This window comes from Campylobacter concisus (genome assembly GCF_902460625.1).
GTDB classification, from domain to species: Bacteria; Campylobacterota; Campylobacteria; order Campylobacterales; family Campylobacteraceae; genus Campylobacter_A; species Campylobacter_A concisus_AD.
On sequence record NZ_CABPUT010000009.1, the window covers coordinates 135,531 to 148,758 of the forward strand.

General features: G+C 37.0%; 18 protein-coding genes, 5 tRNA genes and 2 pseudogenes. 18 read left to right on the forward strand and 7 right to left on the reverse strand.

All coding sequences use genetic code 11. The features are described 5' to 3' along the window. Nucleotides 1–339: 339 nt before the first annotated feature. From F3G69_RS07855 to F3G69_RS07870, 5 genes are all read right to left on the reverse strand, one after another. Nucleotides 340–429: transfer RNA gene (locus F3G69_RS07855), tRNA-Ser, on the reverse strand. Between the two features lie 58 nt (nt 430–487). Then, the gene (locus F3G69_RS09315) at nt 488–643 is read right to left on the reverse strand and encodes a hypothetical protein (RefSeq protein WP_167496266.1); all 156 of its coding nucleotides are present in this window, start codon (nt 641–643) and stop codon (nt 488–490) included. Nucleotides 644–675: 32 nt separating this feature from the next. Next, nucleotides 676–749: transfer RNA gene (locus tag F3G69_RS07860), tRNA-Cys, on the reverse strand. Between the two features lie 6 nt (nt 750–755). Next, nucleotides 756–842 (reverse strand) — tRNA-Leu (locus F3G69_RS07865). Nucleotides 843–850: 8 nt separating this feature from the next. Then, nucleotides 851–925: transfer RNA gene (locus F3G69_RS07870), tRNA-Gly, on the reverse strand. A gap of 105 nt (nt 926–1,030) precedes the next feature. Here F3G69_RS07870 and F3G69_RS07875 point away from each other — a divergent pair. The 12 genes and pseudogenes from F3G69_RS07875 (at nt 1,031) to F3G69_RS07930 (ending at nt 9,428) form a co-directional block, all read left to right on the forward strand. Continuing rightward, nucleotides 1,031–1,106: transfer RNA gene (locus F3G69_RS07875), tRNA-Ala, on the forward strand. 191 nt (nt 1,107–1,297) lie between these two features. After that, entirely contained in the window at nt 1,298–2,518 is a 1,221-nt protein-coding gene (locus F3G69_RS07880) for a tyrosine-type recombinase/integrase (protein WP_149714915.1), read from the forward strand. A 1-nt stretch (nt 2,519) separates the two neighbouring features. Further along, nucleotides 2,520–3,476, forward strand: coding sequence for a hypothetical protein (locus tag F3G69_RS07885; protein WP_149714916.1), 957 nt, complete (start codon nt 2,520–2,522; stop codon nt 3,474–3,476). 243 nt (nt 3,477–3,719) lie between these two features. Next, nucleotides 3,720–3,911, forward strand: coding sequence for a helix-turn-helix transcriptional regulator (locus tag F3G69_RS07890; protein WP_149714917.1), 192 nt, complete (start codon nt 3,720–3,722; stop codon nt 3,909–3,911). 1 nt (nt 3,912) lies between these two features. Beyond that, nucleotides 3,913–4,371 carry a hypothetical protein gene (locus tag F3G69_RS07895; RefSeq protein ID WP_149714918.1) on the forward strand — a complete coding sequence of 153 codons (459 nt, stop codon included), beginning with the start codon at nt 3,913–3,915 and terminating at the stop codon, nt 4,369–4,371. Beyond that, a complete protein-coding gene (locus tag F3G69_RS07900; protein ID WP_149714919.1) occupies nt 4,368–4,598 on the forward strand; it encodes a hypothetical protein in 231 nt (76 codons plus the stop codon). The genes F3G69_RS07895 and F3G69_RS07900 overlap by 4 nt, the downstream gene beginning before the upstream one ends. After that, nucleotides 4,595–4,831: a hypothetical protein gene (locus F3G69_RS07905; RefSeq protein WP_149714920.1), complete on the forward strand. Its 237-nt coding sequence runs from the start codon at nt 4,595–4,597 to the stop codon at nt 4,829–4,831. The genes F3G69_RS07900 and F3G69_RS07905 overlap by 4 nt, the downstream gene beginning before the upstream one ends. Continuing rightward, nucleotides 4,828–5,652, forward strand: coding sequence for a phage antirepressor KilAC domain-containing protein (locus F3G69_RS07910; protein ID WP_149714921.1), 825 nt, complete (start codon nt 4,828–4,830; stop codon nt 5,650–5,652). Before F3G69_RS07905 ends, F3G69_RS07910 begins: the two co-directional genes overlap by 4 nt. A gap of 62 nt (nt 5,653–5,714) precedes the next feature. Then, nucleotides 5,715–6,473 carry an aspartate carbamoyltransferase gene (locus tag F3G69_RS07915; RefSeq protein ID WP_149714922.1) on the forward strand — a complete coding sequence of 253 codons (759 nt, stop codon included), beginning with the start codon at nt 5,715–5,717 and terminating at the stop codon, nt 6,471–6,473. A 267-nt stretch (nt 6,474–6,740) separates the two neighbouring features. Further along, a complete protein-coding gene (locus F3G69_RS07920) occupies nt 6,741–7,355 on the forward strand; it encodes an NYN domain-containing protein (RefSeq protein ID WP_188115352.1) in 615 nt (204 codons plus the stop codon). Nucleotides 7,356–8,332: 977 nt separating this feature from the next. Further along, a pseudogene (locus F3G69_RS07925) lies at nt 8,333–8,461 on the forward strand (hypothetical protein); the annotation flags it as partial. Between the two features lie 100 nt (nt 8,462–8,561). Continuing rightward, nucleotides 8,562–9,428 carry a TIGR01777 family oxidoreductase gene (locus F3G69_RS07930; protein ID WP_149714924.1) on the forward strand — a complete coding sequence of 289 codons (867 nt, stop codon included), beginning with the start codon at nt 8,562–8,564 and terminating at the stop codon, nt 9,426–9,428. Nucleotides 9,429–9,442: 14 nt separating this feature from the next. Here the strand turns inward: F3G69_RS07930 and F3G69_RS07935 are convergent. Both F3G69_RS07935 and F3G69_RS07940 read right to left on the reverse strand, forming a co-directional pair. After that, nucleotides 9,443–9,607: pseudogene (locus tag F3G69_RS07935) on the reverse strand (IS1595 family transposase); the annotation flags it as partial. Nucleotides 9,608–9,842: 235 nt separating this feature from the next. Then, entirely contained in the window at nt 9,843–10,061 is a 219-nt protein-coding gene (locus F3G69_RS07940; protein ID WP_103559420.1) for a helix-turn-helix domain-containing protein, read from the reverse strand. A gap of 144 nt (nt 10,062–10,205) precedes the next feature. Between F3G69_RS07940 and F3G69_RS07945 the strand changes: the two genes are divergently transcribed. The 6 genes from F3G69_RS07945 (at nt 10,206) to F3G69_RS07970 (ending at nt 13,049) form a co-directional block, all read left to right on the forward strand. Further along, entirely contained in the window at nt 10,206–10,436 is a 231-nt protein-coding gene (locus F3G69_RS07945; RefSeq protein ID WP_149714925.1) for a hypothetical protein, read from the forward strand. Further along, complete coding sequence (locus F3G69_RS07950; protein WP_149714926.1) at nt 10,426–10,764, forward strand: hypothetical protein; 339 nt, start codon at nt 10,426–10,428, stop codon at nt 10,762–10,764. Before F3G69_RS07945 ends, F3G69_RS07950 begins: the two co-directional genes overlap by 11 nt. A gap of 102 nt (nt 10,765–10,866) precedes the next feature. Further along, nucleotides 10,867–11,175 (forward strand): hypothetical protein, encoded by a 309-nt coding sequence (locus F3G69_RS09485; protein ID WP_223155900.1) that lies wholly within the window; start codon nt 10,867–10,869, stop codon nt 11,173–11,175. 346 nt (nt 11,176–11,521) lie between these two features. Further along, the gene (locus F3G69_RS07960) at nt 11,522–11,764 is read left to right on the forward strand and encodes a hypothetical protein (RefSeq protein WP_021083829.1); all 243 of its coding nucleotides are present in this window, start codon (nt 11,522–11,524) and stop codon (nt 11,762–11,764) included. Beyond that, on the forward strand, nt 11,758–12,039 hold the full coding sequence (locus F3G69_RS07965) for a type II toxin-antitoxin system RelE/ParE family toxin (protein ID WP_149714927.1): 282 nt from the start codon (nt 11,758–11,760) through the stop codon (nt 12,037–12,039). The genes F3G69_RS07960 and F3G69_RS07965 overlap by 7 nt, the downstream gene beginning before the upstream one ends. Further along, the gene (locus F3G69_RS07970; protein ID WP_223155901.1) at nt 12,024–13,049 is read left to right on the forward strand and encodes a virulence RhuM family protein; all 1,026 of its coding nucleotides are present in this window, start codon (nt 12,024–12,026) and stop codon (nt 13,047–13,049) included. The genes F3G69_RS07965 and F3G69_RS07970 overlap by 16 nt, the downstream gene beginning before the upstream one ends. Nucleotides 13,050–13,228: the final 179 nt, after the last annotated feature.

Consider the following 13,228-nt stretch of genomic DNA (forward strand, 5'->3'; position numbering starts at 1 on the left):
TATTTCCATGAATTGCTTTAATTTAAATTTTTATTTTGGATTCGTCCTAAATTCTTTATTCAATATTATTAATTTTATGTATATTTTTACACGAGATTACGACCTATTATATATTTTGGATGTTCTGCTACAAATATTATTTTGAGGATTTAAGGTAGCTAAAAATAAAATACCCTTAAATTTTTCATTACCTTACAGTGTCTTACTTTGAATAAAAAATTTGCTACTATTTTTAGTTTTAGTAAATTTTGGGCTGAATATTTATGGAAATTTTCTTATAAGCATTATGAATAATAAATCTAGGTAATGCTTTATAAAATATACAAGGAATTAGATAGATGGCCGGGAGATAGGGATTCGAACCCCAGGAGGCTTTCACACCTCAACGGTTTTCAAGACCGCCGCTTTCGACCGCTCAGCCATCTCCCGAATTAAAGATTTGTGATTATAACCAACTTTGCTTAAAATTTACTATAATCTCTAAAATTTACTCTGTTTTTTCTTTAATATATGTAGCTCCATCATTTATCTTTTCTTTGGTCCATTCTTTGGCATTATGAGTATCTTCTTTTACGCCATGCCAAGTATTTGAACAACCAGCTACAAAAAATGCTATACAAGCTGCTAAAAATAAATTTCTCACTATTATTCCTTTGAGTAGTTATTTTTGAAGTTTGGAGGCGACACCCGGATTCGAACCGGGGATCAAAGCTTTGCAGGCTCATGCCTTACCACTTGGCCATGTCGCCATATCGTGGTGCCCGAGACCGGACTTGAACCGGTACGGTAAAAACTACCGAGGGATTTTAAGTCCCTTGCGTCTACCATTCCGCCACTCGGGCTAAGTTAATGGAGCGGGAAACGAGATTCGAACTCGCGACCCCAACCTTGGCAAGGTTGTGCTCTACCCCTGAGCTATTCCCGCGTTAAAGTTTGCAATATTATCCAAAAATTGCTTAAAATTTTATTTTGCTAAAACAAATTTCAAAATATTGTAAGCCATAAAAAGATAAAATGCCAAAATCTATTTGGGGTTATAGCTCAGCTGGGAGAGCGCTTGAATGGCATTCAAGAGGTCGGCGGTTCGATCCCGCTTAACTCCACCAACAGACGTTTTCAGGGGTTTTCAAACCTTGTCAAAAAAAGCTTTTCAAAGCCTAAATTTAGGGCTTTTACCACTTTTTAAGCTCTCATCTCTTATCATTGCATTTCATCTAATATCACTCTTTTGAGTGTATATCTGAGTGTAAAAAAATATTTTTTCTAACTTTTTACACTCAAAATTAAGGGTTACGAAATGGCAAGCTTTACAAACGATTTGGCACTAAAAAAATTTACACTCAAAAATAAAAATCGTGAGTGGGTAAAAGATGACGGAGTGAAATTTTTATATGTGCTTGCATACAAGACCCAAAAAGAAACCACCAAAACATTTTATTTCAAGTATCAAGAGAGCGACGAGAAGCGAACAACAAAGCAGATTAAAATAGGCAAATACCCAAGTATCACACTAGCAGAAGCAAGAACGAAAGCCTTAGAGCTCGAGAGGCTAAGAGATAGGGGCGAGGATTTACAGACGGCCACGGCCAAGCAAAAGGCGATCACGTTTAAAGATGTAGCCGATGAGTGGATAGACAAAGAGCGGAGTAAAGGGCTAATCGCTTTTAATAAGCAAATCGGACGTATCGAAAAAAATCTAATCCCATATCTAGGTAGCAAAGAGATAACCGAGCTAAAACGCAGGGATTACGCCCACGCAATAGAGCAGATACAAGCACGAGAAGCAAAAAGGGGCATAACACACGAAACATCATTAAGAACTTTTAGGCTACTTCGTAAGATTTTAGACTTAGCCGTAAATAAAGGCTACATCGAGCATAATCCGACAAGGGATATTATCTTTAACGACGCTTTTAAAACCTCAACAAATAACCACTTTAAAGCCATAACAGAACCTAAAAAGCTAAAAGAGCTATTAGGTGCAATGCAGGACTATCAAGGCTCGTTTTGCACGCAGCAAGCGTTAATCTTTGGCGTGCATACCTTTTTACGCAGTGCAAACGTGAGAGAACTAAAATGGCAATACATAGACTTTGAGAATGATTTAATCACATTCCCGGCCGAAGCGATGAAGCTAAGAGAAATTTTTTATATGCCAATGAGTAAGCAGGTCAAGAAGCTTTTAAAAACAATGCTGGAGCACAAAAGGGGCGATTTTGTTTTTCCTAGTGGCATAAGTGCAACAAGACCGCTAAGCGATAGCACACTCAACCAAGCAATTAAGCGGTTAGGCTTTGGCGATGAAATGGTATTTCACGGCTTACGCACAACAGCAAGCACTCTACTAAATGAAAATATCAAAAATCACGGCTTTAGTAGCGACGCGATAGAGCTTTGCCTAGACCACAAAGAGCGAAGCAGCGTAAAAGCAATTTACGATCGAAGCCAACGGCTAGACGAGCGAGCTAAATTAATGCAGTGGTGGAGCGATTATTTAGACGAGTTGAAAGGGGAGTAAAATGGCGTTATTAAAAATAGAAAAAAACGGAATAAAAGAGGAGTTTTTAAATTTTATTAATTCCGAAAAAATAAGGGCTTACATAAAAAAATCAGAAACAAATTTTTTTAATCAAGAGTCATTAAATGTAGTTGTAACGGGGCGGTTATCGTATTTTTTAGATGAAATTAAAATAGGTAAAAACAATAGTGAAAAAGAAATAAACCCTTATGAAGCAGAAATGAATAACGATGATTTTTTAAAGCTTATTAATAGCTTATCGTGTCTTTTTGTATGTAATGATGAGGCAATAGACGCAATACCAACACCGCCCACCCAAAAAGATGTTATCTTTTTTTGGCTACTCGACCTTATCTATTTCTCTTTAGCGTCGCAAGCAAATTTAAAAAACATTAGAGAAAAAGATTATTTAAAAGACGTTGAAAAAATGATAAAGCAAGCGACATCTTTTTTAGAGAAGCATTTTTTACACTGTAATATCGCCGATTTTTTTATTAATAAGTATTGTCAAGATTTAAACAAAGACAAACAGGACGAGGCAAAAAAACACAACGGATTTTATATTTTTTTATTTTTAATTATTCAAGCTTATGATTTTTGTTTTGGTGAACGATTAAATAAAGACAACTGCGATTATTTGGAATGCATTTGGGAGTTTAAATATAATGAAGTTAAAAATTTATCCGATTACGAACTCTTTAAACATATTACTAGCTTGGATTTTGACAGAGACGACCTATACACAATAATACCGCTTTTTAAAATCTTGGACAATCTTACTTCGGAAAGAGAAATGCTAATCAAAGAAAAAGAATTTCTAAAAGATTTAACAAAAGACCTTTTTTTGCTTAATGATACTTTTGGGCTAGGCATTAGAGAGCGAATTAAAACTAATGAATTTAATATTGCCGTGAAAGACGGGCTAAACAAATACCTAAAAAACCAAGAAAAAAATTAATTTTTTTATCCCCCTATTTTTTGCCGAAAATATTAAAATTTTAGGGGGATATTTTTTGTCGTTTTTTTTAGAAAAGTCCACCACCTAAAAAATCTATTTTTTTCACATTATTACACCCTATAAAAAGCTGTAATTTTGCCGCTTTTTAGGGCTTACAATAGCTTTTTTTATCAGATAAAATCACTTCATATTTATTCAAGTGCGCACGCGGATAAATAATATCACTCGTAAGGAGTTTTTATTATGAACCCATTAACCATTAAAAGCAACGCGCTAACTCCAAAAGAAACGGCGCAGTATTTAGGCATTTCAATCGCCACGTTATGGCTTTTTACCAAACGCGACGATTTTCCGAAGCCTAAACGCCTAACCGAGCGCACAATACGCTTTTTAAAAAGTGACCTTGACACATATTTACAAGATAGGAGCGCATAAGATGAAAGCATTTAAAGACGATAACGAAGCTAGGCTATACGGGCGTTTTTATGCCCGTTTATCCAAATACCCCGATATTAAGGCGATTTACGCGCAGACGGACGACCAGGAGCAAAGCGAGCTACAAAAAGGCGTGACTAAAGCCCTTTGTGTGGCTTTTGATTTATTTGAGGAGCGCGAAACGGAGCTAAATCAAAAGAGTATATGTGAAATAGCGCGAGAGTGCGAAGAGATAAAAAGCGCGCCCGAACTTTACGTAAAAATGCTAAAAGAGTGCTACCCCGATATTTATCTCAAATCTCTACAAGACGAACAAAGCGGAGACGATACGGCGGACTTTAAGCCCGTAGCCTTTGATTTGTTTTGTGCTTTGACCGAGCAGGCAAGAGAGCTAAACGCATTACGAGACGAGAACAAAAGGCTAATCGAAACCTTTTTTGTCAATAGGAGCACGCGATGAGTAAGCTGGTATTTACGCCTAGCAAACTTTGCTTTAGCGCAGGCGATGAGGTTATGTTAAAAGCTTTTAAAAAGCATTTGCATACCTACAAGGTGACAAGCTTAGACGGCGTCACTCAACCTTTGCTAGATTGCGCTTATGATTTGTTTCATATCGTGCAGACGCAAAGCAAGAGCATAAAAGAGCTAGAGATAAAAGCAGGCATAAGAGAGGAGAATAACCTATGATACGAAGCAGACATAAAACGGCGTTAATAAAAATGATGTGGGACGGAACGGAAATAACCGCGGGGCGAGTATTTGGCATAAGTAACGCCAATCAGTATTTAGTAGAGCTTTTTAGAGAAAAAATCGTTAAATTTAGATGGTGCGCGGACGCAAATAACCCTAAAAGGCGGTTTAAATTATGGCGTATCGATGATTTTCAAAAGGCTAAAAGATATTTAGGGGGCAAAATATGAGCGCAATAGTAGCATTTAATGATCTAAATTTAGAGATTTCGGAATATCAAGACACGTGGGCTTTGTCGGATAGACAAGTGGCGCAAGGTTTTGGCGTTACTCAAGAGGCTATTAGAAAACAAAGAACGCAGGGTGCGACCGAATACCGTGAGGGAGTTCATTTTTACTATCAAGACGTAATTCAAAACAAAGATAGGACAATGACCCCCGTTACAAATCGGGCGGGGGTGTCCAACGCCCAAAAAATGGTATTTTGGACGAAAAAAGGCGTTGTTACTCTTGGGTTTAAATTGACCGAGACCCCGCAAACAATAGCCTTTAGGGACTGGGCTAGCGATTTTATCCTAAACAGCAGTAACCGCCCTTTGGATATTCAAAACGTCTTAGCAGATCCGCGCGTATTCGCACAGCTGGCGTTAAGATACGCAGACGAACAAGACAAAAACAAACAGCTAGAGCATAAGATAGAAGCTGACGCGCCTTATGTAGATTTCGCGCGCGCCGTCGAGGTTAGCAAAGGTGATATTAAAATAGGCGAATATGCAAAAATCCTTTGCGATAAAGATAAAGGCATAGACACGGGCGAGATACGCTTATTCGCTCTAATGCGCGAGCTAGGGATTTTGATGTTTAATAATGAACCCTTGCAAAAGTATCTAAATATGGGCTATTTTAGACGCAAACCGCGACCATTTACAAAGCCAAACGGCGAGCAATGCTTAGACTTTACCACTCTAATAACGCCAAGGGGTCAAGTAAAATTAGCTAAAAAGCTAATCGAGGCTATAAAAGCTAAAAATACGCCTCGAATAAAGAGTTAATTAAAGAATTTTAGGGGCGGTCAAGCCGAGCAAGTTTAGCCGCCCTTTAAAAGTTAATTTCAATGGATATTTTAGCAGAACTTGCAAGCATTATCAACACGGCCGAGAGCAAAATTTACATAGACACCATAAGGGCTACATTTTTAAAAAAAGCTATTATTCAAAAATTCCATACAAAAATGAAGCTTTTAGACTCAATCGCTCGAAAATATGGCAAAAAATGGCAAAAGCTGGATAAGCAAACAGCAAGAGCAGTCAAGATAGAACGCCGTTATGAGTTTCGAGATTATGAGATAGTAAATATTTATGTTCTTGGCGACTTGCCTATTTTTTACGCTACTTTAAAATCGTCAGGCAACGAACCACAAAAGGCGTTATTTGAAGTTTATGGACTTAGGCAATATAACAAGACACCACCACCAAAAGAGTTAATAGCGGAGCTCCTAGGCGTGATTAATAACGTTTCATCACTTGACCTTTGTTTTGATAAGGATAGCCCCTTTAACCTTGACCCCTTTTGCGATGAGGTTATTAGCTTTGAAAATACCAAGTATCTAAAAAACAACGATGTATTAACCAGGGTGTATTTTTATGACAAGGCAAAAAAGAATAATCTAAATTTGCCTATCTACCGAGCCGAAGCCGTAGTAAGCATAAATCCTAAAAGCAAAGATAATCCCTTGCCACTCAAGCAAAGGCTAAATTTGCAACTCCCATACGCCCTAGATGAGTTTAAAGCCATACTAGACAAGACCACCAAAGAGCAAGGCACGAGCAAGCCCTACAAGTCAAAAGAGAACAAAAGAGAGCTAAGAGCATAAGCGGATATTTGCAAGGAGGGCTTTAAAGCACCCTCGGTGAATTTCTTTGCGTAAGTGAAGTAGGCGCAATAAGTGCGCCCTCGAATTTCGCCGTAATTATACACCTTAAATTTAGGCAAGTCAAGCAAAAATAATCTTAAATGATAGCTTATGATAATTTTTGAGCGTCAAATAAAGCAAGCTTTAAACCCTAAGTGGATAAAATACGTTTATCCACTTAGGGAACACCCTAACCGAGCTCCCTATTTTTTAGGGAGGTCTCGGACTTTGAAAATCAATGCTTACATAGACGGCTTTAATCTTTATCACTCAATCGATGCCTTAAAAGACAATACATTTAAATGGCTAAATTTGCGCAAGCTTTGTGAGTTATTTTTAAAAGAGGGTGACGAACTAAATGAGGTTTATTATTTTTCAGCCCCTCCAACACATTTGCCAACCAAAATGCAAAGATACGAAGCTTACACTAAGGCATTGCAAGGCGCAGGTGTTAAAGCGATATTTGGAAGCTTTAAAAAGAAATTTGCTAAATGCCACGTGTGTGGAGCACGATATGTTACACACGAGGAAAAACAGACAGACATTAACATAGCCATTAAGCTTTTACAAGACGTCTTTAATGACGATTTCGACAAAGCCTTTTTAGTAACTGCGGATACCGACCTAGTATCCACAATTAAAACCATACGCCAAACATACCCACACAAAAGCATAATCTTATTAACACCGCCAAATAGGGCTAAATACTCCCACGAGCTAAAGCAAAATGCGACCGCGAGCCTAGAAATAAAAGTCAAACACATAAGGCGCGCATTACTCCCGAACGAGGTTAATTTTAACGGCGAGATTGTCAAAATACCCGCCGAATATCAAAGAGTCTAAAGACAAAAATCACCGTAACGTTACATTGTAACGACCGTAACCTCATCGCATATTATTCCGCCTATTTTTATCCCAAAAACCGCCTGAACCTTAAGCCGTTTTTTGCCCGTTTCATTTACTTTAAGAAACTCTAAAACGTGTATCGCTTTTCGTTGTCACTCGTTATCAAAACACAAGACCGCTAAAACAAAATTTCCACAAGTCGGACAAAGCGCAAACAAGCACACATTATGTTAAAAAAAGAGGAAATGCGATGAGGTTAAGAGCATACGCCCCGCCCTCCAGGGGCGGAGGCGGTAGCATACGCGATCAAAAGCTTTTTAGCCTAGCGTGTGCGCTTAATTTTTGGCTTACGTAGCAATGCCCTAAGCCAGCCCTAACAATGAAACCCAAACAGCCCTATTGTCGAAGCTCGAGGCTAGAAAGTGAAACGTAAAAGCTACCTACGTTAAACGTAGCCAGCTTTAAAAGATGACCTAAGTTTAATTTAGGGCATCGTTATCTTTTACTTTTCTCAAAAAAGAGAAACGCAAAAGATGACAGCCAAAGGGGTGGGTAAAAAATACCCCTCCTTACAAAAGGGAGCAGGTTATCGCCTTTTTTGGTGAAAACCCTAGCAATAAAAATGGATTTCACAAAAAAATGAAAACGGCTTTTAACCTTAAGCCAAAATAGCCCTTTTTTAGCTTGCTTAAGGTTTTATAAAAAAGGGTATTGCAAAAAATATCACTCGTTATCATTTTTTTAGCGTTTTTTGTCTATCTTTTAAAATCAAAAATCAAAGCCAACACCGAGGGGCTAGAGCTTAGCACGTAAGCCGTGCACGAGCGAAAATCACGATTTAAGAAAACGAACGCATAGTATGCCCTTGTAAAACTACCCTACAATGACCTTTTTGTTACAAAAAATCTCCCTTTATCCTTAAGTGAAAAAATTAATTATTAAGAGGGCTAAAAATATTTACATTAAGGTTAAAAATGAGAAATTTTTTTACAAAAAAAGTGAGATGGGTTAATTGCAAATTTACAGAAGCAAAGATTGATTTTATAGACTACAAAGACACTTCACTTTTAAAGTATTGCTTGTCAGAGAGATTTAAAATCATGCTTGGTATAATCTAAAAAACCAAAAAAGGATGAACTTCTTAAAATACACGCTTTGAAGCAAAGTGAAAATTGCAATTAAGAAAATTTGATAAGGACAAACTTGAAAATAGCGATAAATGGCACGAGTGGTTTTGTTGGCTCAAATTTGTGTGAGTTTTTAGCTTCAAAAGGGCATGAAATTTTAAAAATAAAGCGTGAGATTTATGCGGATATTTCAGCTTTGACTGAGATTTTGCAAGAGTGTGATGCTCTAATAAATTTAGCTGGTGCAAACATCTCGCAAAGATGGAGTCAAAGCTATAAAAATGAGCTTTTTAATAGCCGAATTGAAAGTACGAAAAACCTTGTTTTGGCACTTTCAAAGACTTCAAAAAAGCCCAAAATTTTCATCTCAACTTCGGCGGTTGGCATTTATGAGAGCGGTTTAATACACGATGAAAGTTCGCAGAATTTTAATAAAGGATTTTTGGGAAAATTGGCGGTGGCTTGGGAAAATGAAGCGTTAAAGGCCAGTGAGCTTGGCGTGAAAACGGCGATTTTTAGGCTTGGCGTAGTGCTTGGCAGAGGGGTTGATGGCAAAACGGGCGGTGCTTTGGCTAAGATGTTGCCGATTTTTAAGCTAGGTCTTGGTGGCGTTTTGGCAGGCGGAAAGCAGAGCTTTTCGTGGGTGCATCTGGACGATTTGCTAAAAGCTTATGAGCTTGTGCTAAATCGTGAAATTTCAGGCATTTTTAACCTTGTTTCGCCAGAATTTGCTACCAATGAAAGCTTCACAAAGGCCCTTGCAAACACACTTAAACGCCCAGCCATTTTTAATGTCCCAAGCTTTGTTTTGCAGCTAAAATTTGGCGAAGGCTCGGCGATGTTGCTTGAAGGTGCAGATGTGCGACCTGTAAATTTACTAAAACAGGGCTTTGAGTTTAAATTTGGTGATTTAAACGCTGCTTTGAGTGAAATTTTAAGCTGAGATTTTTTAAAGGCTCAACAAAACTTAAGTAGATTTTCTCTTATTAATTTTAGTAGTTTCTGATATAAGTTTTCCTGTGTAGTTTTAGTATCATATTTAAATTCACATTCATTTAAATGTAATAAGAAATTCTCTTTCCTTATCCCTTTAAATTTAGATAATCTATGTTTAGCATAACCTTTTAAATGCGCGCGGATAAAATAATCGCGGTCGCGGTTAAAAAAACGAGCTGGGTAGTTAGATCAGAAATGCCCCTAAATGTTAAAGAATATTGTATTTTACGCAACTAGAGCCAAGATCAAAGCTGGGGGAATTAAATACCAGTAGCTTTTAAAGGATGTCATCACAGCTGACACCCTAGAGGGTAACACGTGTAACGTTACATGTAACGGACGAACTCGTTACAAGATGATATTAATCCTCTTTATTTTCTACCTCATCAAATATCGCTTTTATATCATCGTATTTTTTAGCTTTGATATGGCTAGCCAAAAAAGGCTCTACCCAATAAGGGATATTTTGAGAGCTACCCCAATTATTTACAGATGAGGGCAAAACTCCAAGCAAATCAGCAAAGCCCTTTTTTGATAAATTTGCACGTTTCAATAAATCGTTAAACTCTTTTTTGTCCATTTTTGCCCTTTACATAATTATTTAATTAGCTAATAATAGCAAAATATCATTAAAAAAGTATATTAGAGCTTGACAAGATATTTAATTAAGTATATAATTAACTAAAAAAATACTTATTTACATACTTTTAAAGGAGCAAAAAAGATGAAACTAATTTTTGAGGAACTAAACAATAAATTTGACTTAGTCAATGAGATACCGCCGTTATTAAACCAGGTATCAACGCTAATGCTAGCTTTAAATGTTAGCGAGCAAGATGAGTTAATTAACGAAAAAAGCAGGCTATCGGCTAGCTTTTTGTTAAGCAACATTCTTGACGACGTAGCCGAGGCAATAATTAAATATTATGAACAAGGAGCAAAAGATGAGAGTTAGAACATACGTAAGACTATACGAGCTTGAAAAGGCTCGAAGCTTTGATGAGCTAATAAACACACTAGAGCAAAGCCAGGACGTTAGCAGAGATGAAGCCGTTTATCAAGCAGGTGCTAAGGCGTGGCTATTCGTAGATTATTACATTAACGAGCTAAGGCACGCAGAAGCACAAGTAAAGCACTTGAAAAGACAGCTTGACCACCTAAACCCTGGTGATAAAAGCAAAAAGGACTTTAACAAAAATAACCCCTTAGAAGCCAAAGGGATTTTTAAATGGCACAAGCCCTTAAAAGGTGCGAGCTTACAAAACGATATGCAGGCAAGCTAATCATAATCTAAAGGGGCGAGGCTAGCCCCTAACCTCATCACTCCACGAGAGCATAAACAGCCTTTTTCATAAAATACTGAAAAAATCAAAAAGGCTAAATCAATGCTACCAAAAGAGCTAAACACACTAGAAACCTTTTTTAAAATCCTTGATAAGTTTTACCCCGACTGGGAAAAGCGAGCAGATGATTATTACCTAACCGAAATAGCCTTTTTAATCCTAAAAGTATTTAATAGCCCTTACACGGACGAAACTATTATTAACAATTTACGAGTTATGAAAGTGAGTAAATACGATAAAGAGCTAGCTAAAATTTACGCTTTGCCACTAGAGGCTTACAAGTGGATTATGACAAATAGAATGAAGCCAGACAGAGCAAAGGCGAGCGTAAAACGATATGTAAAAATGTGATGTAAAGAAACGGCTATTTATTTAAACACCAAAGCATAAAACAACAAAGAAACGGCGAAAAGTTACCATACAAACAACGATAAAAACAAGGCTAAAAGCGAAAAGTTACCACTAAAAAAAAGGAACAAAAATGAGCACTTAGTTGAAGCTCAAATAACGCTGTTATCGGCACAAACTCAAAAATCAGAAATAGAAATGAGCGCCTAAGTGAATACCATGCGAATACTAGCAAGCACGAAATAAACGCATAATCCTAGCAGTTAGTAAATAAAAGTGAATGCCAAAAGTGAATACTAAGCCACCTTTTAACAATACAAGCTAAAATAATCAAAAGAAAGGGTTACGAATGCAAACATTAACAATACGAGCAGACGAAGCATTAATAAGCCAAATAGTAGCAATAAGTAAGGCTCTAGCTAATACGACTAATCAAAAGCTAATTATCGATGAGGATTATCCGATTTACGACGATGGCAAGACGATGAAGCAAAGGATAGCCGATTATGAAGCGGATATTGAAGCTATCAGACGCGGAGAGCTTGAAACCTATCCACTAGAAACGTTAAAAGCCGAGATGGAAAAATGGTAGTTAGACGCACAGCACGTTTTAACCACGAATTAAAAGCTACGTTTGACTTCATAGCCAAAGACAGCCTAAACAGAGCGCGAGAGTTTAGAAACGAACTTATCGCAAAGATAGAACGCATAGCACAGACGCCTTTTATTTGTCGCAAGTCCATTAATTTTAACGATGAGAGCATTCGCGACTTGATTTTTAAAGGCTATGTGATACCTTACTTGATAGATGATGAGGTTATTTACGTGCTAGGCATTTACAAGGCTAATGAGTGGGAAGTGCAATGATAGACACCAAAGAGCAAAATTTTATTATTTATTCAACTGGCGACAATAAAGTCAATATCCAAATATTAGCCGATAAAGAGAACGAAACAATATGGCTAAATCAGAAACAAATAGCTGATATTTTTGAGACCAGCAAGCAGAATGTATCATATCACATAAGGAATATTTTAGACGAAAAGGAGCTAGGATACGCAACTGTAAAAGAAATTTTGACAGTTCAAGCAGAGGGAAGCAGGGAAGTTACAAGAGAAGTCGAACACTACAACCTTGATATGATAATCGCAGTAGGCTATCGTATAAACAGCATAAAAGCGACACAGTTTAGACAATGGGCTACTAGCACACTAAAAGAATACATTATTAAAGGCTTTGTGCTCGATGATGAGAGGCTAAAACAAGGTAATAACGTATTTAATAAAGACTACTTTAAAGAATTATTAGAACGCATACGAGCCATAAGGGCTAGTGAGAAGTTATTTTATGAAAAAGTTAGGGAGTTATTCGCGCTAAGCGTGGATTATGATAAGACATCGCAGACGGCTAAAAATTTCTTTGCTAATATCCAAAATAAACTAGAATATGCAGTAACCAAAAAGACATCGGCGGAGATTATCAAAGAGCGTGCAGACCATACAAAGCCAAATATGGGCTTAACGACTTGGAGTGGAAGCGATAGAGGCAAAGAGCCGATAAAGTCAGATATTGCTGTAGCTAAAAATTATTTATACGAGGACGAGCTAAGCAGACTTAATAGATTAACTGGCATGTTACTTGACTATGCAGAAAACCAAGCAGAACAAGGCATAGTAATTCAGATGAAAGACTGGGATATTAAAGTAGATGATTTTTTAATCTTTAATGGCTATGAAATTTTAAAAGGCTTTGGTAAATTTAGCGCTGACAATGCAAAAGCTAAAGCAGAACTAGAATATACGAAATTTAAAGAACTAAAGCAAGATGATAGTTTTAAAGACGAAGTAAAACGAATAATTGCTAAAGGTAAAAAATAAAGCCTATCGTAGTGAAGCGTGAAACGTAATAAGACGGTAATGTTTCACAAAATAACCTTAATTAAGTTTTCGAGCAAAAAAGAGATAAAAAATTACTAATCCTTAAGCCAAAACGACTACTTTAAGCGTCCGAAACTTAAATTATTTAACTTTACAACTTTACAATCCCCTATTTTAGG

What these genes read in the sequence shown, in the direction of transcription:
- F3G69_RS07915 (WP_149714922.1), top strand. Translation starts at nt 5,715, where the DNA reads ATGGATATTTTAGCAGAACTTGCAAGCATTATCAACACGGCCGAGAGC.
- F3G69_RS07885 (WP_149714916.1), top strand. Translation starts at nt 2,520, where the DNA reads ATGGCGTTATTAAAAATAGAAAAAAACGGAATAAAAGAGGAGTTTTTA.
- F3G69_RS07900 (WP_149714919.1), top strand. Translation starts at nt 4,368, where the DNA reads ATGAGTAAGCTGGTATTTACGCCTAGCAAACTTTGCTTTAGCGCAGGC.
- F3G69_RS07905 (WP_149714920.1), top strand. Translation starts at nt 4,595, where the DNA reads ATGATACGAAGCAGACATAAAACGGCGTTAATAAAAATGATGTGGGAC.
- F3G69_RS07940 (WP_103559420.1), bottom strand. Translation starts at nt 10,061, where the DNA reads ATGGACAAAAAAGAGTTTAACGATTTATTGAAACGTGCAAATTTATCA.
- F3G69_RS07965 (WP_149714927.1), top strand. Translation starts at nt 11,758, where the DNA reads ATGGTAGTTAGACGCACAGCACGTTTTAACCACGAATTAAAAGCTACG.
- F3G69_RS07945 (WP_149714925.1), top strand. Translation starts at nt 10,206, where the DNA reads ATGAAACTAATTTTTGAGGAACTAAACAATAAATTTGACTTAGTCAAT.
- F3G69_RS07895 (WP_149714918.1), top strand. Translation starts at nt 3,913, where the DNA reads ATGAAAGCATTTAAAGACGATAACGAAGCTAGGCTATACGGGCGTTTT.
- F3G69_RS07950 (WP_149714926.1), top strand. Translation starts at nt 10,426, where the DNA reads ATGAGAGTTAGAACATACGTAAGACTATACGAGCTTGAAAAGGCTCGA.
- F3G69_RS07960 (WP_021083829.1), top strand. Translation starts at nt 11,522, where the DNA reads ATGCAAACATTAACAATACGAGCAGACGAAGCATTAATAAGCCAAATA.
- F3G69_RS09485 (WP_223155900.1), top strand. Translation starts at nt 10,867, where the DNA reads ATGCTACCAAAAGAGCTAAACACACTAGAAACCTTTTTTAAAATCCTT.
- F3G69_RS07890 (WP_149714917.1), top strand. Translation starts at nt 3,720, where the DNA reads ATGAACCCATTAACCATTAAAAGCAACGCGCTAACTCCAAAAGAAACG.
- F3G69_RS07880 (WP_149714915.1), top strand. Translation starts at nt 1,298, where the DNA reads ATGGCAAGCTTTACAAACGATTTGGCACTAAAAAAATTTACACTCAAA.
- F3G69_RS07910 (WP_149714921.1), top strand. Translation starts at nt 4,828, where the DNA reads ATGAGCGCAATAGTAGCATTTAATGATCTAAATTTAGAGATTTCGGAA.